This window comes from Caldimonas brevitalea, from assembly GCF_001017435.1.
Lineage (GTDB): Bacteria > Pseudomonadota > Gammaproteobacteria > Burkholderiales > Burkholderiaceae_C > Caldimonas > Caldimonas brevitalea.
The window spans coordinates 4,955,528-4,977,679 of sequence record NZ_CP011371.1; the positions used below are offsets into that span (position 1 = coordinate 4,955,528).

General features: G+C 65.7%; 21 protein-coding genes. 5 read left to right on the forward strand and 16 right to left on the reverse strand.

The genetic code is table 11. The annotated features are described in order from the left end of the window. Positions 1–2: 2 nt before the first annotated feature. From AAW51_RS20900 to AAW51_RS20920, 6 genes are all read right to left on the reverse strand, one after another. Positions 3–2,258 (reverse strand): nitric-oxide reductase large subunit, encoded by a 2,256-nt coding sequence (locus AAW51_RS20900; RefSeq protein ID WP_047196152.1) that lies wholly within the window; start codon positions 2,256–2,258, stop codon positions 3–5. Between the two features lie 39 nt (positions 2,259–2,297). After that, entirely contained in the window at positions 2,298–2,585 is a 288-nt protein-coding gene (locus tag AAW51_RS20905; RefSeq protein ID WP_047196153.1) for a DUF2249 domain-containing protein, read from the reverse strand. 177 nt (positions 2,586–2,762) lie between these two features. Further along, positions 2,763–3,278: an NUDIX hydrolase gene (locus AAW51_RS20910; RefSeq protein ID WP_053013816.1), complete on the reverse strand. Its 516-nt coding sequence runs from the start codon at positions 3,276–3,278 to the stop codon at positions 2,763–2,765. A 165-nt stretch (positions 3,279–3,443) separates the two neighbouring features. Then, a complete protein-coding gene (locus tag AAW51_RS20915) occupies positions 3,444–3,872 on the reverse strand; it encodes a VOC family protein (protein WP_053013817.1) in 429 nt (142 codons plus the stop codon). Further along, the gene (locus AAW51_RS30155) at positions 3,841–3,993 is read right to left on the reverse strand and encodes a hypothetical protein (RefSeq protein ID WP_157359997.1); all 153 of its coding nucleotides are present in this window, start codon (positions 3,991–3,993) and stop codon (positions 3,841–3,843) included. The genes AAW51_RS20915 and AAW51_RS30155 overlap by 32 nt, the downstream gene beginning before the upstream one ends. Positions 3,994–4,204: 211 nt before the next feature. Continuing rightward, positions 4,205–4,606: a winged helix-turn-helix transcriptional regulator gene (locus AAW51_RS20920; RefSeq protein ID WP_047196154.1), complete on the reverse strand. Its 402-nt coding sequence runs from the start codon at positions 4,604–4,606 to the stop codon at positions 4,205–4,207. A gap of 92 nt (positions 4,607–4,698) precedes the next feature. On the opposite strand from AAW51_RS20920, the gene AAW51_RS20925 reads away from it, so the two are divergent. After that, complete coding sequence (locus AAW51_RS20925) at positions 4,699–5,562, forward strand: alpha/beta fold hydrolase (RefSeq protein ID WP_047196155.1); 864 nt, start codon at positions 4,699–4,701, stop codon at positions 5,560–5,562. Between the two features lie 195 nt (positions 5,563–5,757). Beyond that, positions 5,758–6,159 carry a GFA family protein gene (locus tag AAW51_RS20930; RefSeq protein ID WP_047196156.1) on the forward strand — a complete coding sequence of 134 codons (402 nt, stop codon included), beginning with the start codon at positions 5,758–5,760 and terminating at the stop codon, positions 6,157–6,159. Between the two features lie 175 nt (positions 6,160–6,334). Here AAW51_RS20930 and AAW51_RS20935 read toward each other — a convergent pair whose 3' ends face one another. From AAW51_RS20935 to AAW51_RS20960, 6 genes are all read right to left on the reverse strand, one after another. Then, positions 6,335–6,862, reverse strand: coding sequence for a hypothetical protein (locus tag AAW51_RS20935; protein ID WP_047196157.1), 528 nt, complete (start codon positions 6,860–6,862; stop codon positions 6,335–6,337). A gap of 140 nt (positions 6,863–7,002) precedes the next feature. Continuing rightward, positions 7,003–7,533: a hypothetical protein gene (locus AAW51_RS20940; RefSeq protein ID WP_047196158.1), complete on the reverse strand. Its 531-nt coding sequence runs from the start codon at positions 7,531–7,533 to the stop codon at positions 7,003–7,005. A gap of 20 nt (positions 7,534–7,553) precedes the next feature. Beyond that, the gene (locus tag AAW51_RS20945; RefSeq protein ID WP_047196159.1) at positions 7,554–9,095 is read right to left on the reverse strand and encodes a TRAP transporter large permease; all 1,542 of its coding nucleotides are present in this window, start codon (positions 9,093–9,095) and stop codon (positions 7,554–7,556) included. After that, positions 9,092–9,631, reverse strand: coding sequence for a TRAP transporter small permease subunit (locus AAW51_RS20950; protein ID WP_047196160.1), 540 nt, complete (start codon positions 9,629–9,631; stop codon positions 9,092–9,094). Before AAW51_RS20950 ends, AAW51_RS20945 begins: the two co-directional genes overlap by 4 nt. 346 nt (positions 9,632–9,977) lie before the next feature. After that, the gene (locus AAW51_RS20955; RefSeq protein WP_047196161.1) at positions 9,978–11,135 is read right to left on the reverse strand and encodes an ABC transporter substrate-binding protein; all 1,158 of its coding nucleotides are present in this window, start codon (positions 11,133–11,135) and stop codon (positions 9,978–9,980) included. Between the two features lie 570 nt (positions 11,136–11,705). After that, on the reverse strand, positions 11,706–12,227 hold the full coding sequence (locus AAW51_RS20960) for a GNAT family N-acetyltransferase (protein ID WP_169788063.1): 522 nt from the start codon (positions 12,225–12,227) through the stop codon (positions 11,706–11,708). Between the two features lie 413 nt (positions 12,228–12,640). On the opposite strand from AAW51_RS20960, the gene AAW51_RS20965 reads away from it, so the two are divergent. The 3 genes from AAW51_RS20965 to AAW51_RS20975 are packed head-to-tail and all read left to right on the forward strand — an operon-like array spanning position 12,641 to position 18,439. Continuing rightward, positions 12,641–15,496, forward strand: a complete 2,856-nt coding sequence (locus AAW51_RS20965) for a type VI secretion system Vgr family protein (RefSeq protein ID WP_047198122.1) — start codon at positions 12,641–12,643, stop codon at positions 15,494–15,496. A 16-nt stretch (positions 15,497–15,512) separates the two neighbouring features. Next, positions 15,513–17,987 carry a M23 family metallopeptidase gene (locus AAW51_RS20970; RefSeq protein ID WP_047196162.1) on the forward strand — a complete coding sequence of 825 codons (2,475 nt, stop codon included), beginning with the start codon at positions 15,513–15,515 and terminating at the stop codon, positions 17,985–17,987. Then, complete coding sequence (locus AAW51_RS20975; protein WP_047196163.1) at positions 17,987–18,439, forward strand: hypothetical protein; 453 nt, start codon at positions 17,987–17,989, stop codon at positions 18,437–18,439. The genes AAW51_RS20970 and AAW51_RS20975 overlap by 1 nt, the downstream gene beginning before the upstream one ends. Before the next feature lie 89 nt (positions 18,440–18,528). Here the strand turns inward: AAW51_RS20975 and AAW51_RS20980 are convergent, their stop codons facing one another. The 4 genes from AAW51_RS20980 to AAW51_RS20995 all read right to left on the reverse strand — a co-directional run bounded on the left by AAW51_RS20980 (position 18,529) and on the right by AAW51_RS20995 (position 21,755). Continuing rightward, complete coding sequence (locus AAW51_RS20980) at positions 18,529–19,470, reverse strand: SOS response-associated peptidase family protein (RefSeq protein WP_047196164.1); 942 nt, start codon at positions 19,468–19,470, stop codon at positions 18,529–18,531. Between the two features lie 334 nt (positions 19,471–19,804). After that, on the reverse strand, positions 19,805–20,335 hold the full coding sequence (locus AAW51_RS20985; RefSeq protein ID WP_053013820.1) for a cupin domain-containing protein: 531 nt from the start codon (positions 20,333–20,335) through the stop codon (positions 19,805–19,807). Between the two features lie 177 nt (positions 20,336–20,512). Then, entirely contained in the window at positions 20,513–20,815 is a 303-nt protein-coding gene (locus AAW51_RS20990; protein WP_047196165.1) for a hypothetical protein, read from the reverse strand. A 40-nt stretch (positions 20,816–20,855) separates the two neighbouring features. Continuing rightward, the gene (locus tag AAW51_RS20995; protein WP_047196166.1) at positions 20,856–21,755 is read right to left on the reverse strand and encodes a helix-turn-helix transcriptional regulator; all 900 of its coding nucleotides are present in this window, start codon (positions 21,753–21,755) and stop codon (positions 20,856–20,858) included. Positions 21,756–22,152 lie beyond the last annotated feature (397 nt).

Genomic DNA, 22,152 nt, shown 5'->3' on the forward strand with positions numbered 1-22,152 from the left:
CGTCACGGCTTGACCGGCAAGGCGCCCACGGGGGCGGACGTCACCGCGGGCTTCCGGAGCAGCTTCAGCGCATACAGCGCGAGGTACACCGCACCGGCCGCAAACACGATGTCACCGGGCACGCGCAGCCACACCAGGGTCTCCATCACGCTGCCGTGGATCACTTCGGGCGAGCGGGCGTACCACAGGCCTTGCGTGATGGCCGCGTAGGCCTGGTAGATGCCGGCGGGCAGCAGCGACATGAACACCATCATCGCGAGGCCACCGTTGAAGGCCCAGAAGGCGGGCTTGATCAACCGGTCGGCATGCAGCGAACGCTCGTACAGGCCACGCAGGCAGAACAACATCAGCCCGATGCCCAGCATGCCGTACACCCCGAACAGCGCAGCGTGGCCGTGGGCCGCCGTCATGTTGAGGCCCTGCACGTAGTACAGCGCAGCAGGCGGGTTGATCGCGAAGCCCAGCAGGCCGGCACCGACCGTGTTCCAGAAGCCGACGGCCACGAAACACAGGATGGGCCACTTGTAGGCTTGCAGCCAGGCCACCGACTGCGAGCGGCGCCAAGTTTGCATGGCTTCCAGGCCGATCAGGGTCAGGGGCACCACTTCGAGCGCGGAGAACACCGCACCGACGGCGATCACCGAGGTGGGCGTGCCGGTCCAGTACAGGTGGTGCAGCGTGCCCAGGATGCCGCCGAACAGGAACACGATGGTTTCCGCGACGATGGCCCGGTTGGCACTTGCGGCATGCACGAGACCCAGCTTGGTGAAGATGAGGGCGATGACCGCGGTGGCGAACACTTCGAAGAAGCCTTCCACCCACAGGTGCACCAGCCACCAGCGCCAGTACTCGACCATCGAGTAGTGCGTGTGCTGGCCCCAGGTGAGCGAGGTGGCGTAGAAGCCGCCGATGCAGGTCGCCGACAGGAACACCATCGCGATCAGGCCGCGGGTCTCCGAGGGTGTCTTCAGCGCCGGCCACAGGGCACGGCCCAGCAGGTACACCCAGAACAGCAGGCCGACGAACAGCAGCAACTGCCAGACACGGCCCATGCTGGTGAACTCCAGCCCCTGGTTGCCGAGCCAGAACGCGAAGTCGACACCGCGGTGCTGCAGGGTCCCGAGCCAGCCGGTGACGGTGGACCCGAGCACGACGACGATGAGCGCCCAGAACAGCGCATCGACCCCCAGCTTCTGCAGCTTCGGCTCGCGGCCGCCAAGCAGCGGGGCGATGTAGAGACCGGTGGCCAACCAGGCGGTCGCAATCCAGAATATGCCGACCTGGGTGTGGATGGTGCGGGTGCTCACGTAGGGCAGCACGTCGGCGAGCGGGATGCCGAAGAACGCCTTGCCTTCGACCGCATAGTGGGCGGTGATGACCCCCATGCCGATCTGCAGCAGGATCAGGCCGATGACCGCGAAGAAGTACTTGCGGGTGGCCTTCATCGACGGCGTGGCCTTGACGCCCAGCAGCGGATCGGTCTTGGGCACCTCGGCTTCTTCCTCGCCATGGCCGCGGGCATGCAGCCACAACATCGCGGCGATGCCGGCGAGCAGCAGGATCACACTGGCCATCGACCACATCGCCGCAGTGCCGGTCAGCGTGTTGCCCACCAGCGGCTCATGCGGCCAGTTGCTGGTGTACGACAGGCCTTCCTCGCTCGGACGGTCTGTGCTGGCGGACCAGGCCGACCAGAAGAAGAACGCGGTGAGGGCCTGGCGGTCCGCCTTCTCGGGCAGCACACCATCGCCCATCGCGTACTGCTCGCGCAGCGCGGCCAGCGACGCCTCGCTGCCAAACAGGCCGTCGAAGTGCGCCGCCACCTCGCGGATCGCCGCGGCACGTTCGGGCGACACCTTCACGGCGCCGCTGAGGTCGTCGTAGGTGTTGCGTCGCATCTCGCGTTTGACCTTGGCGTCGATCGCCGCGGCGGTTTCTTCGGTCAGGGCCTGCTGCCCGACGAGGATCTTGCGCAGCGCCACGGCTTCACGGTGCAACCAGTCGGCCGACCAGTCCGGGGCGACATAGCTGCCGTGCCCCCAGACGCTGCCGAGTTGCTGGCCACCGGCCGCCCGCCAGGCTTGTTGGCCGCGCTGGATCTGGTCGCCGGTGTACAGCACCTCCCCTCCCGTCGTCTGGACCGACTTCGGAATGGGAGGCGCAAAGAGATAAATCTGCCATCCGAGGTACCCGAGGGCCCCGAACGACAGGACGAAGATGAGGCCGAGCCAACGCCACAGCCTGTTGGTGCTCTTCATGGCATGTCCGATGTGGTTGTAGGAGGAAAAGACGGTCGCTCAGGCACCGCCGCAGCCGCCGCAGCAGCGACCTTCGCTGGCGGCAGCGGCCCGCTTGGTGATGCGCACGCGCCAGACGTCCGGGCCCGACTCCAGGGTGTCCCAGGTGAACCGCCCCGGCTGCATCTCCTGCAGCTGGAAGTACAGCGGTCGGGGGTCGTGGTCGTTGACGATCTCCATCGCAGCGCCATCCGCCAGGCTGTGGAAGGTGCCGAAGATCAGCGGGTGTCGTTCGCGAGGGGGGATGACGCGCACGTCGATCGTGGGGTGCGAGAGGGCTTGGGTCATGGGACGCTCCGTGGGGATTAAAGGTGCATTTGGGATGCACCTAATTTACGGAAGGCCTTTGTCGCGACCTTTGACCCACATCAACAGGCTTGCCGTACGCCCGGGGCCGGGCGTGGGGCACGAAGCCGACAACACCGCAGGCGCGGCGGCGCCTACGCGAGCCTTCAGGCGTAACCGTTACGCCGGGCGGCGCTCATTGCCAAGGTCGATCTGGAGGGTGTGGCTCGGAATGGCGCCCGCCAGCAGGGGTTCGAGGTGCCGCACCAGGCTGGGCGGCACGACGAACTCGCGGGTCTTTTTCAGCGCCGCCAGCGACCACCACTTGAACGACTTGACCACCTGCCGCTCCTGCTCGGTCATGCGGTCGGTGGACACATCGGTGCAGACCGTGCGCACCAACAGGAAGGTCTCCTGGTGGAGCGTGAGCACGCCATCGCGCTGCAGCCGGTGTTCGCCATACCAGACCGGCGGGCCCCACACCACGTCCCGGTCCGTCAAGCCGGTCTCTTCACGCAGCTCCCGCCGCGCGGCCTGTTGAGGCGTCTCGCCCGCGTCCATCCCCCCGCCGATCGTGCACCAGAACGTCCGGTCCGGCAGTGCGACCTTCATCAGCAGCAACTCATCGCGGCCGTTCAGAAGCACCAGCCGCATGCTGCGGCGCACCGGGGTCGAGGGGTGGGGCTGCGGTTCCAAGGGATCTCCTCGCACAAGGTTCGTGACGTCGGATCGAAGGGCTGAAGTATCCAGGGGCGCGCGGTTCATGCGCGGCCGAACAAGACGGGACGGTGTTCAAGACCGCGCGACCGTCTGCTGCCGTCGGGGCAGCCGAACGGGACCGTTGCTGCTTCCGCCCGCGGCTCAGTGCGCCGCAAGGCGCAGCCACCCGAACTGCAGGTACTCGACCACGTCTCCCGATGGAAGGCGCGCCGCCAGGTGTTGCCCGGTGCTGATGCGGTAGGGGCCGAACACGATGCGGGCCCCGGCCGCCAGCAGCGTCTGCTGCATCTCCTGCAGGTCGGTGACCACCGCAATCGTGTGAATCTCGGCCCGCGAGCCCAACAGGCCCGCCCGACCGCACATGAGCCAGAAGCCGCCGGCCAGCGCGGCCTCGAGCCCGCGATGCGTGAACCGCAGCACGGGCACCGTGGGCCGCAGCCGTGCAAAGGCAGACACCGCCTGCTCCAGGTCGGGCACGATCAACGGCGCGTAGACATGCAGGATGGCCATGGGCAGCACCAGCTCGGTGGGGGGCGGGTCAGCGCACGGCGCCGCCGAGCGGATGGACATCGGCCGTGTCGATCAAGTCGATGCCGGCCTCGTCGGTCGGCAGACCGACGGTCGTGGTGCGCAACACGGGACGCAACACGGTGAGGTCGGTGCGGCCGAGACGGGTGGTGGGAAGGGTCATGGGTGGTGCAGCAGCGGGATGTGGTGCGCTGCCGATGCAGCGTTCGTGCCACGCTCGAGGCGGCTGGACTGAACGACACGCAGCAATTCGGCGGGGCACGATGTTGCGGTGCCGGCAGCTTGCAGGCCGAGGTGTCGCGAATGCAGCAGGCCGCGCCGTCGTGCAGCGGCGAGGGGCTGGGGCCGCGCACGCCCCTGGTCGCGCAAGGGAATCAAGCCCGGTGGACGCGCACCGACGGCGGCCTCGCCTGCCGGGCATCGAAGCGCGCTTGGGCCGATTGCGTCCGCCCGAGGGTCTGCACCGCCCAGGCCCGCAGCTGCTCGACGATCTCCGCCAGACCGCGCCCGTGCGGCGTGATGGCGTAGGCGACGGCGATGGGCTTGAGGCTCCACACCTGCCGTTCGACCAGCCCGTTGCGCTCCAGCTGCTGCAGGGTCTGCCCCAGCACCTTCTGTGAAATGCCCTCGACCGTGCGCTTGAGTTCGTTGAAGCGCACCGGCTCGTCGCGCACCGCCATCAGCACCAGCACCGCCCACTTGTTGGCGATCTGATCGAGCAATAGCCGGGTCGGGCAGCTGGCCGACAAAGGGCCCTGGGGCAGCTTCCGCGCCATCGTGGTTTCCTCCTGGTATCCACTCACCTGCTGGTATCTGATTGATACCGCAATGTCTGAGGGTCAGCATAGCGTCATTTGAAGGAAACGCCATGCAAGCTACCCCCTCGACCAGCTGGTTCGAACCGCGCCTCGTCACGGCCAACGGCATCCGCCTCCATGTCATGCTGGCGGGCACCGGTCACCCTGTGCTGATGCTGCATGGCTGGCCGTTCACGTCGCACCTGTGGCGTTTGGTCACCCCGATGCTGACGGCGGCCGGCTACCAGGTGATTGCACCCGACCTGCGCGGCATTGGGCTGAGCGAGCGGCCGAGCCACGGCTACGACCTCTTCCATCTGTCCGAGGACGCGGCCCAGCTGCTCGATGCCTTGAACATTCCTGAGGCGCATGTCGTCGGCTTCGACCTCGGCACACCGGTGGCCTGGATGCTCGCCATGCGGCACCCGGCACGGGTGCGCAGGCTGGCGCTGATGGAGGCCCTGCTGGGGTCCCTGCCCGGGGCCGAAGCTTTTCTGGCCAGCGGCCCGCCCTGGTGGTTCGGCTTCCATGCGGTGCCCGGTTTGGCCGAACAGGTGCTGGCCGGCCGCGAAGCCGAGTATCTCGGCTGGTTCTTCAGCGCACGGGCTGCGGGGCACCGCGCGGTCGACCCGGCGGCGCAAGCTGTTTATACGCAGGCCTATGCGGGAGTCGAAGCCTTGCGTGGCGGCTTCGAGCACTACCGTGCGTTTGCGCTGAACGCACGGCAGATCGAGGCGGTGGTGTCGTCGCGCCGGCTGGTGCAGCCCACGCTCGCCATTGCCGGCGGGGTGGTGGGAGACAGCTTGTATCGCCAGCTGCAGCCGCTGTGTGACGACCTGTCGGGCGTGCAGATCGAGCACTGCGGACACAACATTCCGGAAGAGCAGCCCGAGCCGCTGGCGCGGGCGCTGCTGGAGTTCTTATTGAAGGGGTGAACCCGGCAGGCAGCTTGGTTGCAGTGCCGCCTAGACATCGCGAGGCCCTCGCCGCTGCTGCGCCACAGGTACCGTCAGTTGCAACCGTTCGGCGGTGCCGCAGGGGCCGGGCCGCGCGCCGCGTGTAAGCTGGCGCGACCAGGGTTCGAAGCGCCTGTCTCCGCCCACCGCTTCCACACGTCCGGTGCCTGCCCGATGCAAAGAACAGCTCGTTGCGCTTGCGGCCTCGCGTCCATCACCTTGCAAGGTGCGCCCGAGATGCATGGTGTGTGCCATTGCACCAATTGCAAGCGCCGCACCGGCAGCGCGTTCGGCATCTCGTCGTACTTCCCGAAAAGCAGCGTGGTCGAGACGAGCGGGCCCACCCAGGTCTATGCCTTCCATCATGTGGCGCAGCAGCACGAGCAGACCCGCCACTTCTGTCCGACCTGCGGCACCACGCTGTTCTGGTTGGTCTCGACACTGCCGGAGCTGATCGGGGTGGCGGGTGGCTGCTTTGCCGATCAAGGTCTGCCCGCGCCGACCTATTCCCTCACGCATGCCAAGAAGGAAGACTGGTTGAGCCTGCCGCCGCACTGGAAGGTCTATCCGGATTGAGGGGTCGGGGCCGCCGCTCGGGGGCCACCCGATCGTCCATCGTGCGAGGCCGTCGCCGCGTCCAACGCCCCGGCGGCGCGGGCGCGCAAACGACCAGCTCGGACCCACACGTCACCGCTTCAAAACGCGACGCCGCCCCACGGGCGCCATCGAACCGCCTTGCCGCCGCCTCGGGTTAAAGAGGGCCCGGGCCACTACGGGGCCGGCTGCCCAGGCGTGCCATCACACCTTCGAAGATCTCGCGGCTGGCCTGCCAGGCCGCCGGATCGCCATTCGCCCGCCCTTCGAGCAGGTCGATGGCGCGCTCGAGCGCTTGGCCGGCCATTTCGAGCGTCGAGCAGGTGGCCCGGGCATCGGCCCCGGCTTGGCGCAGCTTGCTCACGACAAGTTGTTGGACTTCGGGGGGAGCACTGTCTTTCAGCGGCGCGTCGGCCGCCAGCGCGTCGATACGGTCACCGCAGACACTGGCCCGCCCCCAACCCACCGCGGCCAGCGTGTGGGCCGCCCGCGCCAGCGGCAGCAAGGACTGCGCGCCCGCTGCGGGCCCCTCGGCCGGGTCGGCCGCCAGGGCTTCGGCGCCGCGGCCGGCGAGCCCGACGATCTGGCTGCACAACAGGCCCAGCGTGGCCAGCAGGCTGCCCAGCTCCCGCGCCGCGCGCGTCACGTCTTCCAACTCCGAAGCGATCTTTTCGTTGTTCGACATCAGTTCTATGGCCTGTGGTTTCGGGTCGGGGTGTCCCCCGCACGGAACAATGACACAGGCCGGCGCGCCGGGGCAAGCCCGGAATCAGGGGGTGAGGCAGGACTCACTGCGTTGCCCACCCTGCACCGGCGCCAAGGCGCTCAATCCCAGAGCGCGCCGTAGGTGAGCCGCGCGAAGGCGCGCAACACCTCCTGGTCCGCACTTTGGACCACCACGCGGCGGCCGGTGCGCAGCTTCAGCATCAAACGGGGCACGATCAGCCAGCTGAGATAAGGCACGTAGAGGAACTTGAACTGCACCACATCGGCCAATGCCACCTCTTTGGTCCACAACCCGGTCTGGCGGATGTGGGTGGCGTCGATGCGGGTGCGGCTTTGCAGCAAGGCGCCGTAGGCCACCACCAGGCTGGCGGCGACGAGCAAGACGAACAGCTGCATCGAAAGCGGCCAGCGCTGACTGAGCAGGGTGTCGACGGCGAGGCCGGCCTGCCAGGCGATGGCCAGCAACAGCACCCCGGCCAGCACCTTGATCGCGCGCGGGAACGCGGGCCCCTCACAGGCGGCCGCGGCGGGGCCCAGATGGTCAGCCGGTTGTGCGAGCGGTTGTGTGACCGGTTGTGCGACCGGTTGTGCGACCGGTTGTGCGGCCGCTGCGGCGGTAAGGTCGGACACCCTGCGCTCCTGCTCTTGCCTCACGGTGCAGAGGCGGCGGCCTCGACGGCCTCGGCCGCGCTGGCGGCCGGGTCGGTTTCGGCCGCCGGGGGCTCGAACCCGCGCATCGCGTCGTCTTCGGCTCCGTTCTCGGGGCCGTACGGGTCATCCACGGGCGCCTCGATCTTCACCTTGTCGAGATCGACAGCCTCTTCCTTCGGAAGGAACACGGTGACGGTCTGCGGCACGAAGATGACGATGACCACCAGCACCAGCTGCAGCACGACCCAGGGGATCGAACCCAGGTAGATGTCTCTCGATTCGACCCGCTTCGGGATGCTGCCGTTCTTGAACAGCGTGTCGGAGATGCCGCGCAGATAGAACAGCGCGAAGCCGAACGGCGGGTGCATGAAGCTGGTCTGCATGTTCACGCAGAGCATCACGCCGAACCACACCAGGTCGATGCCCATCTTCTCGGCCACCGGGCCGAGCATGGGCAGGATGATGAAGGCGATCTCGAAGAAGTCGAGGAAGAACGCCAGGAAGAAGATGAAGATGTTGACGACGATCAGGAAGCCGACCTGCCCGCCCGGCAGGCTCGACAACATGTGCTCGATCCACTTGGCGCCGTCGACCCCCTGGAAGACCAGCGAGAACACCCGCGAGCCGATCAGGATGAACACGACCATCGCGGTGATCCGCATCGTGCCCGCCATCGCCTCACGGACCAGCGCCCAGTTGAGGCGCCGGTGGATGGCCGCGAGGATGAAGGCCCCCACGGCCCCCATCGCGCCGGCTTCGGTCGGCGTGGCCACTGCCGTGGTGATGCCGGGCAGCCCGCCCATGCTGCCGAGCACGGCGAAGATGAGGATCGCCGACGGGATGATGCCGCGCAAACACTTTTTCCAGAGCTGCCAGCCGTGCAGCGTGCGCGCCTCGACGGGCACGCCCGGCAGGTAGCTGGGCCTGAGCCGCGTCAGCAAGAAGGTGTAGAGCGCAAACAGCACCACCTGCAGGATCGACGGGCCCCAGGCGCCCTTGTACATGTCGCCCACCGGGCGGCCGAGCTGGTCGGCCAGCACCACCAGCACCAGCGACGGCGGCACCAGCTGGGTGATCGTGCCGGAGGCCGCCAGGACGCCAGTGGCGTAGCGCATGTTGTAGCCGTAGCGCATCATCACCGGCAGCGAGATCATCGCCATCGCAATCACCTGGCCGGCGACGGTGCCGGTGATCGCACCGAGGATGAAGCCGACGATGATCACCGAGTAGCCAAGGCCACCGCGCATCGGCCCGAACAGCTGCCCCATCGAGTCGAGCATGTCTTCGGCCAGGCCGCACTTCTCGAGGATGGCGCCCATCAACGTGAAGAACGGAATGGCCAGCAACAGGTCGTTCGACAGGATGCCGAAGACGTTGAGCGGCAGGTTGGCCATGAAGGCGACCGGAAACCAGCCCATGTTGATGGCGATGAACCCGCACAGCAGCCCGAGCGCCGCGAGCGAGAAGGCCACCGGAAACCCGATCAGCATGATCAGAATCAGGCCCCCGAACATCAGGGGGGCGAAGTTCTCCATGCTCATTGCAGCGGCCTCTCGTAGTGGGTGTTCATCTCATAGCGGTTCATCAGCCACAGCACGCGCTTGATGATTTCCGCACTGCCCTGCAGCAGCACCAGACCGAAACCCAGCGGCAGCGTCAGCACGGCCGGCCACCGGATCAACCCACCGGCGTTGCCCGACATCTCGCCGCTGTTGAAGAACTGAATGAACATCGGCACCGAATAGATCAACATCACGACCATCACCGGCACCAGGAAGAACACTAGCCCGAACAGGTCGACCCAGACCTTGGCGCGGCCACTGAGCCGGCCATAGAACACGTCGACACGCACATGCTCGTTGAGGCGCAGGACCTGGGCGGCACCGCACATCACGCAGGCGGCGAACAAGTACCACTGGATTTCCAGCCACGCGTTCGAGCTGTAGCTGAAGGAATAGCGGATGGCGGCATTGCCGGCGCTGATGAAGCAGGACGCGATGACCGCCCACTGGGCGATCCACGCAAACCCGTCGTTGATGGCATCGACGAGCCGCGTGTACCAGAGCAATAGCCGCACGGATCTGTCTCCTCGGTGTGAACTTCTGTCGGGGGCGATCTCAATTCGGACGCAACTGTAGGGTTCAAACGCTGAACCGTCGCTTAAAAATCGCTGAGGGTCGGGAAAGTACTGCCCCGGAGCGAGCACTCGCCTGGCCGCGTCCCGCTGGGACATCGAGGCCGCGCAGCGGCGCCTTGCGCAAGCATGCGCGACGGTGCTCGACGCGTTCGCTGTGCCGAGGCTGCAAACGAAAACGCCCGACCTCCACAGAGGTCGGGCGTCATGGACGGCGGTGCTGCAGCACCGCGGCACAGCGGTCTGCTGCGACGCGGCCTGCCTTGCAATGGCAGGCCGCCGCGATACGTCAGGCGCGCAAGCGCCCGTCTCCGCTGAACACGCCGATACGGATCGAGTTCGACGCGACGAAGGGCGCGCTGCCCTGGAAGCCGAGCGTGAAGTCGCCCACGTCCATCTGGCGGATGCTGGCGAGGGCGCTGCGCAGCTTGTCGCGGGTCACGTCGCGGCCGGCGCGGCGCAGACCCTCGATGAGCAACTGGGCGTTGATCCAGCTTTCGAGGCCGCCGCCACCGATGTCGTCGAGCTTGGCGGCGCGCACCGCCGCCTGGTAGCTGCGGGTGGCTCCCGTTTTGGCGCTGAACGGGTCGGGGAACACGAGCGCCTGGCCGATACCTTGGGCCGCTGCGCCGAGCTTGGGCAACTCGGACGGCAGCACGGCCACCGACACGCCCAGCAGCGGCAGCGCCGCGGCCTTGGCGCGCAAGGCCAGCACGGCCTTGGTCGTCACCGAGCCGGTGGTGCCCATCAGCACGGCACCCGCCTTGGCGTCGAGCACTTGCTGGGCGACCTGGGCGGCGTTGCTGCCGTCGAGGGCGAGGGGGAAGGCACCCGCGGCCTGCAGCTTGTTGCTGACGAGCGTGCGCTGGGCCGCTTCGAGCACTTCCTTGCCGAAGGGGTTGTCGAGATAGACGATGGCGATGCCTTGCAAGCCCATGTTGACCAGCTGGGGCACCACACGCTGCACTTCGTCCTGATAGCTGGGACGCACGTAGAAGGTGAAGCGCTGGTTGGCCGTGCGCAGCGAGCTGGCACCGGTGATGGGGCCGACGAAGGGCACGCCCTGCTGCTCGACCATCGGCAACACGGCGGCGTTGTTGGCCGTGCCTGTGATGGACATCAGCGCAAACACCTGACCGCCGTCGAGCATCTGCTTGACGTTGGCGGCCGTGCGGGCGGGCACATAGCCGTCGTCCAACGTCTGCAGCCGCAACTCGCGGCCGTGGATGCCGCCGCTGCGGTTCACCGTGGCGAAGGCAGCCTTGATGCCGATGACGTGTTCGGCGCTGGTTCCGGCCAGGATGCCCGTGAGCCCCATCGAACTGCCGATGGTGATGTGGTTGGCCGACAGGCCTTCATCGGCGGCGCGGCTGCTGGTGGCCCAGGAGGCTGCGCCCAATGCGGCCGCGGCACCGGTGAGCCGGCTGACAAATTGACGGCGATCCATTCGAAACTACTCCTTCATGCCCACAAAGGCCTCGCCCGCAACACTGTGCGGTGCAAGGCCGGGCCCTGTTCCTTGCCTTTTGCGCAGGCACAACGAGACAGAACCCGATGACGATCGCGAGGGACTGCAGCCACGGCGACGCCGGCGACTTGCACCGGATGGGCCTGGTCGCGACGGCAGTCCTCACGCACGCACCCGAGCGCCTGCTCGCCCATAGGGTCACAGGTGCTACGGTTCTTGTCTCTTCACTCTCCTAACGCCCATCGCCCGCTTGTTGTGTGTCCAGCAGGTCTTGCGCTGGACGTATTGTCGCCTTACGACTCGCTTGGAACTGTTGCAATGGGGCCTTCCCGCCCCTCTTGAACGGGGGGGTTAAGAAATCGGATTTTCTGCCGACCAGAGGGTCTTCGGTGTGCTTCAGAAGCTTGCAAACAACTTAAGTTGTAAGAAAACCGGCGAGGATTTTGACAAAGAGGGGCGCCGGCCCGCGCCGCCCTGCGATTGTTCACATCTAAGGTGTCGCCTTCGCGACACGCCGCTCCTGTGGCATGGCGCGTCTGGGCGGCCAGCTCACCCGAGGGCGCGTAAGAAGCGTGTTTGGTCGGTTCCGGCGTATCCCTGCGCCTGGTAGAAGCGGTGGGCCTCTGTCCGCCGGTTGCCGCTGATGATCTCGATGCGGGTAGCGCCGCGCCCCGCGGCCCAGGCTTCGGCCGCGTGCAGCAGCGCCCGGCCCACACCGCCACGGCGCGCAACCTGTGTGACCACAAACCCGGTGATCTTCGCCAGCACGCCGGCATCGTGCAGCGTCGGCAGCACGTGCACGCTGATGAAGCCGATCACGGCGCCGCCGCGCTGCGCGACCAGCACCTGATCCTGTTCGGGGCGCAGTTGTGCCAGGCTTAGGCGCACGAACTCCGGCGTGCGGGGGTAGTCCCATTCGGCAAACAAGCCGGAGAGTGCGACGGCGTCGCCGCTATGTGCGGCGCGGATCGTGAGGGTCGGCCGTGCGTCGTCTAGAGGCGCAGGGCTCGGGCTGGTGCCGTTCTTCGGCGCGGCCGGCGGCTCAGGAGGCACGGGATGGGGGGAGGTCATGAGGGTCTGCGCGAGCGGCCTGTCGCCAAGAAGGCGGTGGTCGCATTCTGGCGAGAGTGCGCGCCGATTCAACGAAGAAAATGTAGGCAGCTTCATTGCCGCCTTGCAGCCTGCCCTCGAGGACCGGCCTCACGCGGGCATCATCCTCGCCCGCACACCGTCAGGGTGCTGCTGCCGGCGCTGGGTGTACTCGGCCGCCTAAGCCGCCAGCCGGTGCTCGTAACAGGACCGAGGGCGGTCGAGGGTGGCGTACTGGGCCGCCATGTCGGCTAGTAACGTCGGCCTGTAACAACAGCCGCTACTGTGACGGCACCCCCACCCGGGTGGTTGGGGTGCTTGCAGGGGTATGCGAGACTTGCGGCTCACGAAAAGGCTGACCGCTGGATCGGCGGCCACAGAACATGGGAGGGGTGATGCTCCGTGGGTCGCTAGGCGCGCCGGCTGCGCTCAACACCATCGCTCGCGCACTCGGCGTGACGTTGACTTCGGACACGCGACTCTTCGAGTTGAGCGGCGGCGGTGCCGTCGACCGGCTGCTGGTGGAGTCCTGGGTTGCCGACGAAGGCTTGTCGGACAGCTTTGAATATCGCGTGACCGCGCTCAGCGTGGACGCACACATCCCCCTCGACCAACTGCTCGGCCAACGCGCCGTGCTGACCGTCTCCCTCGCCGATGGCAGTCGCGCCACGCGCACCGGTATCGTGATGCAGGCGGGCACCTTGCAATCTGACGGCGGTCTGGCCCGGTATCAGCTCATCATCCGCCCCTGGCTGGCCGTCCTGAAGCTGCAGCGCCGCAGCCAAAGCTTTATCGACAAGACCGTCGTCCAGATTGTCGAGTCGATCTTCGCGGCGCACAGCAGCGTCGCCGCGTGGCGGTGGTCGGACGAGGTCAGCAGCGACCTGGCGCAAGTGCCGCCGCGCCACTATTGCAACCAGTTCCGCGAAACCGCTTACGACTTCATCCGCCGCATCCTCGCGGAAGAGGGCATCGGCTGGTGCTATGAAGAGGACGAAGCGGCACCGTACGGTCACCGGGTGCTGTTCTTCTCCGACAGCGCCCGCCTCCCAGAAGACTTGAGCAGCAAGCGCGACGGCGGCATCCGCTTTCACCGGGCCAGCAGCCAGGAAGACAGCGACGCGGTGCAGCAGTTTGCGCAATGGCACCGCCTGGCACCCGCCACCTTCACACTGCAGGCGTGGCACTACGGTGCGAAATCAGGCCGCAGCGCGAGCGTCCCGACACTGGGGGCGGTGGGGGGCAAGAATGCGCCGCACGTCGAGAGCTACGACGCAAGCGGCGGTGTCGACCACCACAACGGGGTGACCGCTCTCGCGAGCGAGCACTACAGCCGCCGGCTGCTGGAAGCGCACGAGGCGCGGCGTCAGCGCTATGTGGGCGAGGGGACGGTGCGAAGCCTGCGGCCCGGCACGCAATTCTCGCTGCGCGGCGCGCCGCTCGCCGCCGGCGAGGACACACGCTACACCGTCACGGCCGTGCGGCAGGCCGGCATCAACAACCTGCCCAAAGATCTCAACGACCGCATTGCGGCCCGGTTGGGTCAAGCCGAGCTGCAACTCGACGGGGTCAAGCTGTCGGACACCTTGCGTGCGCAAGTGCAGACGAGTGGCTACGCCAACGAATTCGAGTGTCTGCCGGCGCAGCGCCCCTGGCGTCCGATGCTGGTGGACGAGACGGGCGCCCGCCTCAATCCCAAGCCGACCGTACACGGCCCGCAAAGCGCAGTCGTCGTCGGCCCCGAGGGCAACACACAGCCGCAAGGCGCTGACGAGATCTACACCGACCGGCTCGGGCGTGTGCGCGTGCAGTTCCACTGGCAAGCTGCGGGCCACCACGGCGACGGCAGCAGTGACCACAGCATCTGGGTGCGTGTGGCGCAGCGGTATGCAGGGCCCGGCATGGGGGCTCAGTTCGTCCCGCGCATCGGCCAGGAAGTGCTGGTGGATTTCGAAGAGCTGGACATCGACCGCCCGGTGGTGCTGGCCGCGTTCTACAACGGCCGGGGCGAAGGCGGTGTGCCCGCCACGCCTGGCGGTGCCGCAGCCGAGACCGACACCGGCGTGTTCGGGCAATCCACTGATCATGGGCCCAGCGGCCAAGGCAACCTGGCGGGCGGTCAGGGCCCGGCCTGGCACGGTGCCGCCGCGGCCGAAGATCATCAGCGCAACGCCGCGGCATTGAGCGGCGTCAAGACCAAGGAGTTCGGCGGCGAGGGCTACAACCAGTTGGTCTTCGACGACAGCGACGGTCAGCTGCGCGTGCAGGCGGGCAACAGCCAGTACGCGACCTGGCTGAACCTCGGCCACTTGTTGCACCAGGCCGACAACCACCGCGGCAGCTTCCGCGGGACCGGATTTGAGCTGCGCACAGATGCCTACGGGGCGATCCAAGGGGGTCGTGGTGTGCTGCTGAGCAGTTTTGGGACATCGGCCGCGGCTCCTGCCGGTGATGATGCCCCGGGCATGGCGCTGGCGAAGCAGGCTCATCAGTTGTCGCAGACGTTCAGCGAGGCGGCCAAGACACATCAAACGGTACAACAGGCGGGGCACATGGGCAGCATCAAGCCCAACAGCAGCTCGCTTGACGCGGAGGCAGCACCGCTGAGGGCCCTGCACACCGCCCTCAGCGGGACAGTAGCGCAGTTGGACTACGACAGCGCGCTGAACGACGCCGCACAGAAGCACACCCAAGCTAAGCCAGAGAAGCTACCGCACACCACCGACCCGGTTGTCGCAGTGGCCGCCAAAGCTGGCCTGGCCCTCAGTGCGGGGCAGGACCTGCAGATGTCAGCCGCCGAGACGGTACACCTCGCAACCGGGCAAGACACACACGTGGCCGTGCGCGGGCAAGCTCGGTTGCACACCGGGCAAGCGATCGGGGTGCTGGCGGGCAGCGTCAAGGCTGGCCAAGGCGCTGCCGGCACGGGCCTGACCTTGGTCGCCGGGCAAGGCAACATCGACGTACAAGCGCAGGCGGATGCGTTGCAAGTGGCGGCCCACCAGCAGATCGACATCAAGAGCAAAAACGCACACATCGACTGGGCCGCGGTGAAGAAGATCACGCTTGCAACCGCCGGCGGCGCGAGTATCACTATCGACGCTAACGGGATAGTCACGCAGTGCCCGGGCAAGATCACTGTGCATGCCGGGAAGAAGAGCTTCGCCGGGCCACAGCACGTGAGCTATGACATGCCGCTGATGCCCAAGGGCGACTTCAAACCGAACAGCAAGCGCCTTTTCTCAGAATAAAACGACGTCAATCGAGATGCTGATCAGCCCTCCATTTCTTCCTCCTCGGGGAACCCTTAGCGAAGAGAACTGGCTTGAGCAGGCAATGGCCGTCGATCATGTGGCGCGCGGCTCCTATCCTGTAGGTCAATTGCTAGATTGGCACGGCGGACTGCATTTGGCTGCCCCTATGGGTCAGAACAACGTGCCGCAGCCTGTACGCGCCATTGCCGACGGGACGGTGGTTTACGTCAAACATCGATCAGAAGCTGCGCCTAACGGCCCCCTGCATTACGGTCCCGGCTACACCAGCGACGCCGTGGTCGTCGTTCGGCACAAGACGAGCATCGGCGTCGGGGCTGGGGAGGCGGCTGTTGAGGTGATCTTCTTCTCGATCTACATGCACTTGCACAGCGTCAGACCCTCGGTGATCAAGGGCAAGCCGATCTACCGCAAGGACGAAATTGGCCAGGCCGGTCATATCTATGGAGAACCGAACAAGATCCACTTCGAGATCGTTTGCGACGACCAGAACCTGCAAAAGTTGGTCGCAAGGACGACTCCCGCGCTCAACACACAAGTAGACGGGAGGACGGATGCGGTTTTTGGCGACATTTACTTCGTCGTCCCAGCCGGGGCCCCGGTCTACGCCGAGAACCCCTCCACGACGACAAGAGAGCACGTCTTGACCGCGGGCGACACGCCGGGGTCGCTTGCCGCTCGCTTCACCACCCGAGTATCAACTCTCAAAGCGATCAACGGGCGTAGTGCCGATACGGACGCAGCCTTCGCCACATGGATCGCGTCGAAACTCGCCTCGACAAACAAGAGAGTCAGGGTGCCGGCTCCGTCGACGGCTGCCGCGGCCGCAGCTGCGCCTGGCATTACGCGCATCGCGGAAGTGGGCAGGACCGGATCGGCAATGGTGGCCGGAATGCGCTTCGCTACCGGCGCTCGTGTCATGTACAGCTTGACCCTGGAAGGTCGCGCGATTGGCACGGAACCGCTAAGCGAACCAAACGCGGAATACCGCCTTCTTGCGGAGGCAACGTCTCTTTTTCCGAACCGTGCGAGCGCCGGCCTAGAGATCCTCAGATTTGGTCGCGTTCTGGGGACGGACACCTTGCACGCGGACGACACCAACCTGCACATCGGGCGCCATGTTCACTTCCGCCGGGTCAATGCAGTGCTCGAAGGGGGAGCGGTCTCCTCGGGTTGGATCGATCTCAACGCGCCGAACGTCAGGAAATTTAGCGATGCCGACTGTCCTCCCTGGGCAGGCTGGTCCTTGATCGATGACGACAAGGACGCCGACAGCCGGTGCAACTCGCCGACCCTTAGGCGATGGCTAGATGCGAATGGCGACAACGCGCTTACCGCCGCCGAAATCAGCGCCCGGCTCGCCACCGACGACCTGCGAAAGCGCGCGCGTCGCGCCATCTGCAAGTTCCCGACCGAATGGGACGCCTCCAACTACGACAGTCGTCACAGCTGGCTGAAGGTCCAGACGGAAGAGAATCTGCTGCCCCTGACCGACGTCGAGTATGCAGAGCGCCAAGCGCACGTCAGCGCTCTGAGCTTTTGGCAGTCGGCCAAGTTGAAAGCAAGTGACGCCGCCGACAGCGCCGATTTTCCCTCCACGCATTGGAAGTTCGACCCGAGGGAGTTCATCCGCCACTTCCGCAAGTGCGGATGGTTGAGCACGCGAGAGTTCGCTCAATGCATTCCCCGCCAGCACCGCCATCTTTCTTCCACCGGGACATTCCCGATTTCCAATGTTGCGTCGTGGGAAAATGCAGAAGCGAGAGCACGCCGCTTCGCCATTCCTATCAACATCGCTGCTCGGAAATATTTGATATCGGAATCGAAACAGCGACTCGCCCACCTGTTTGCTCAGTTGGCAGAAGAAAGCGGCTTCTTCCAGTTTGTCGTGGAGGGCGGCGGACCGAATGCCACGTATGCGCCGTATTACGGGCGCGGATTGATTCAGCTGACTCACTTCAATAACTACAAGACCTATGGCAAGTACCGAGGCTTCAATGGAACGGCGCCCGCACCGTTTCAAAATCTTGGCTACAATCCAAACGATGTGATCGCGAGCACAAATTCAAACTTCAGCGCGGCGAACTGTGCGGATAGTGGCGGCTTTTATTGGATCAACCCTTCCCTGATCGCCACCGGGATCAACGTGCTGCAAACGTCCGATGCGGGATTGCGGATTGACGACGTGGTAAATGGCAGTCGTGCCACCAATGGGAATGTGGCCATTGAGAAGGTGAACGGGTTGGCAACTCGACTGCAGGCTGCCGTATATCTGAAATATGTGTTGCTTGACGACATCAGTCAAAGCGACACCGAAACAATCGAGTTCGATTGGAGACGCAGGCCGGTCAAAGAGCCGATATTTAACGATGACGGCACCCCGGCGCTGAATGCGAACGGCCAACCCAAGAAGAAATTCTTCAGGGTGCATCACTCGATAGAAGTGCCGCTAACCAAGCAGAGGCAATAATGAAAAGTTTAATCATCGCGGCGATATTCGCCCTCTCCTTGCCGGCCTATTCCTGCGGCTCTCTGGAACAGCAGCAGGAGATGGCCAGCCTTCTGCATAAGGACAAAGAATACTTGCAGTTCGTCTGCGGCGAAGAGCCATGCGAACTGGATCAGTTCCAGTCCCAACTGGAGTTCCATGGCAAGAAGATCGCGAAGAAGGGAAACATTCAAGGCTGTTTTGTCGAGCCAGTGAGGAAGGCACGCAATTTCTACACGGGGGTGTTTTTGGTCGACGGTATGGCCGTGAAACAGCAATTCATCTACTTCGGATCGGGCATAGGCCCGGTGTCAAAAAGAACTGGCGGCTACAAGGACCTCGTTGGGACTGAACTGTCAGGTCCCAACGATTTCGAACGCCATTTGTTTAGATGGGATGGAACCCGGTACACAGAAAGCGACGGCAATAGGTGATCTCGTCACGGACCGGCTTCACGCGGCCATCATCCTCGCGGGCAAACAATCAGGTCGCAGCTCTGCAGGGGCCGCGCGTACTCGGCCGCCTAAGCCGCCAGCCGGTGCTCGTAATAGGGCCGAGGGCGGTCATCGAGGATGGCGTACTGCGCCGCCATGTCGGTCGGGTCGGGGTTGAGCCAGGCGTCGATGTGCTGCGGTTGGATCGGCACGATGCACCGGTCGTGGCCGGCCGCCGCCACTTCGGGTGGCGGCTCGTCGGTGATGGCGGCAAAGGAATACAGCACCTCGCCGGTGGCCCTGTCCTCCCAGCGTGACCAGAGGCAGGCGACCAGCATGTCCTGGGGGGGTTGGGGCCGGAACTCGAGCACGACGTTTTCCGTCGTGCCGTCGGCCCGGACGCCGCTGACGTTCTCGTAGAAGGCGTTGACGACCATCAGACCGTGCGAGTAGCCGAACAGCGGCTTCCAGTAGCCTTCGAGGTTGTCGCGGCGGGCGTTGTAGGTGCCCGGGAACTTGGTGTCGTAGGCGGCGAGCTTGCCGGCGGGGCGGCACTGGTAGCGCATCAGCTTGACCACCCGTCGGCCGCCCTCGGCGACCATCACCGGCGCATAGTGACCCGGGAAGATGCGGGCGTCCTGGTCTTGCACGTCGCGTCGCCCGAGGTCGGCCAGCTTGCCGCGCAGCCATTCGATCTTGGCCGTGGCGATACGCTGCGCTTCGAGTGCGGCCTTGGTCGTCTTGGTCTGCAGCCTACGCTCGGCGTCCGCCAAACGCTTCTTCTGCTTGAACAGTTCCTGCTCCCAACCGGTGGCCTGCGCGGCGCGGAACTCGTCGATCCAGGTTTTGACCTGTTGCGCCGGCTCGGACTCGGGCGTTTCGAAGCTCGCCTCGACGGCCCGCGGAATCTTGATCTTCGGATTGCTGCGGCGATGCCAGAAGACGTCGACGAACTGCGGCAGGTCGAGGATGGCGCCGAACTGCCGGATGAAATCGCGGTAGTGGGCCCAGATCTGCGCGGAGTAGCACATCTGAAAAATGTACTACGAGCGAGCCGCGCTGGTGTGCTCGCGCACCATAAGAAAAGCCCGCGGCCATTGCTGGCGGCGGGCTCGACTTCCGGGACATCGGCACAGCGATGGTGCTCGACGACGGTTTCTTTGCGCTGGGTGACGGGTTCCCGGGACATCAGTCCGATCCGCCCAATGTTGCGGCCGGTTCTGCGCTTCGATGGGGAAATTCTAGGCTTGCGGTGGTCGTCCGATCAGCGGAAATGGAGGGCTTTTGCAGTCCTTCTTGCGGGGACCACCCGATGCAAACTGCAGCGGCCGCGACGACGCGCCCAGGCAGCCGCTCGCCCGGCCCTTACCCAGGATCACGGCGACTGCGAGGCTCGACGGGTAACTCGAAAATTCGCGGCCGCTCCGGCTCACCGTCGTAGTAAGGCGCGTCGTCGAGGTAGCCCACCCGCCCGAGGCTGCGCACATTGATCTTCCCGGTGTCGGGATAGACGCAGACTTCATGCGGATCGTTGAGGCCGATGCCGAGGTAGACGAGGTCGCTGTCGAAGGGATTGGCGAGTTGATGCGCCACGCCGGTGTCGGCAGGGCACGAGATGCAGTCGCCGGGCCCGATCTCCTGCACGCTCTCGCCATACCGGAACACGCCACGGCCCGACAGCACGAAGAACACCTCATCTTCCCGGCTGTGCGCGTGGAAGGGACAGGCCGAGCGGCCGGATGGCACACGCGAGAGGTTGACGCCGAGGCGCCCGGGTCGTTTGTCGAGCGCCGGCGTCAGCGGCTTGAAGGCGCCGCCCCAGTGTTCACCTTGCAGGTGCTGCTCTTCCTCGACGCTGTCGACGTTGACCACGAATGGCGCTGGCTTGTCCAACATGGCGGCCCCCTGATGCAGAGCAGTTCATTGTGGCACTCTCACTTGACAGCCCAAGGCCTCTTGGACCTGCATGAAGTAGGGCTCCGACGGAGAGGCGTTGCCAACGGTGCAGTGTCCTCATCGCCGGTGAGCTGGGTCAGCTGAGCCCCTAGAACAGCCCATGCCGGCGTGCGGGCGTCATTCGTCTTGCAGAGCGCCGAAGGTCGCCAAGAACTCCTCGACAAAACGCGGCGAGCCGGCCAGGGTCAGCGTCACGACGTGCCAGGCACCGTCTTCCACATGCACCTGCAGATCATGGTCCCAGTCCATGCCGTCATCCACGGGCCCGTGCGTGTGCGGGAACCGCTGCCAGGCCCAGTCCAACACCTGCTGCGCCTCGGCGAGCACCGCTGCATGGTGTTCGGCCGATGTGGACGCCATGGCCTCCAGTGTGGTGATGCCCTCGGCACCTTCGCTGATGTCGAATGTCAGGTAGTGCACATCGGTTCTCCGCCTGAGGGTGCCCGGGCAACCGGCCTCGTCACACCGGCACCAGGCCCTGGGCGACCTGCAATAGTTGGACGCGATTTTGCACGCTGAACCGCTTGCGCAGCTTGCGCATGTGGTAGTCGACATTGGCGCGGGTGGTCTGCACTACGGCGGCGATCTCTTTGTCGGACAGGCCGCGCCGCAAGGCCTGCAAGATGCGCCGCTGGATCGGCGTCACCTGGCCCTCGGGCCCGGCCGGGTGCACCGGGGGCACGGTGTAGCGGCTGTAGAAGTCGTGCACGGCGAGGGCGAGCAAGGTGGCGGGCTGCAAGACCTCATACAGGCTTTCGACCTGCAACGTGGTGGAGGTCAGCGTGATGAAGTAGCGGTCGGCCCCGGTGCCGCTCGGCACGCTCACCGTGATGCCAGCGCGTGCACCGGTGGCTTCGAGATCGGCCACGAACCGGAGCAAGGTCAGGGACGCCGGCTGTCCGCCCATCTGTCGGAGGCCCTGCGTTTCCCACAGCAGAGGCAAGGAGGCGGAGGCGGCGGCAGGCAGTCGCGGATCGATTCGCCAGTATTGGGCGGCGAGGTAGCGGCGTACCCAGCTTTCGTCTTCGTGGGCGGAGCACAGGGCAATGGGGGTGGCGCGCCCGCCGGCGCATGTCATCCGGGCGTAGCCCAGCCACGACAGGCCGAGGCGCTGTAACGTGAAGGACAGGGCTTGGCGCCTCTGAGGGAGGCCACTGGCACGCAGCAGTTCGGCCAGGATGGGGGGCACGGCTGGGCCGGTGGGTCCGGACGGGTTCTGCTGGGAGACGTCGTAGCGTTTGGGCGGGTCGGCGTAGACGAGTGCACCTGCGGTGTCGTCCTGGTCCGCGAAGGCGTGCGCGGAGAGGCCGGACACGTAAACTCTGTTCTCGGTCGCCGAGCCTCGTCGCGACTTGTCCATGTGAGTCTCCTGCGGTACGGGGGGACGCAACAGCAATGCGTTGCATCCTTACAGCGCAGCGGGAGCGGGGCGGGTGTCAGATCTGATACAGGACGTCGCATCTAACGCAGCGCCATGTCGGTCGGATGTTTTGATGACCTGGAGCACCTTGGCAGGATGTTCTTGATCGGATTCGTAGCGAGGCGGTCGTCGCTACATCCCCCAATGCTCCTGAACGACGCTTGCCCGTCGGCGGACGCCGCTGCAGGCGCTTCCCGCCCACTGCCGCCGTCGTGCCGCGCAGAAAGCCTCCCGCGACGCGAACGACGTTCTCCTTGCGGGTCGCTTCTCTCGAAGCTGGACGCCTCGACCTCCGGGGCAGCCCGGTGCCAGTAGCGTCACGGGGAGCTTGCAGCCT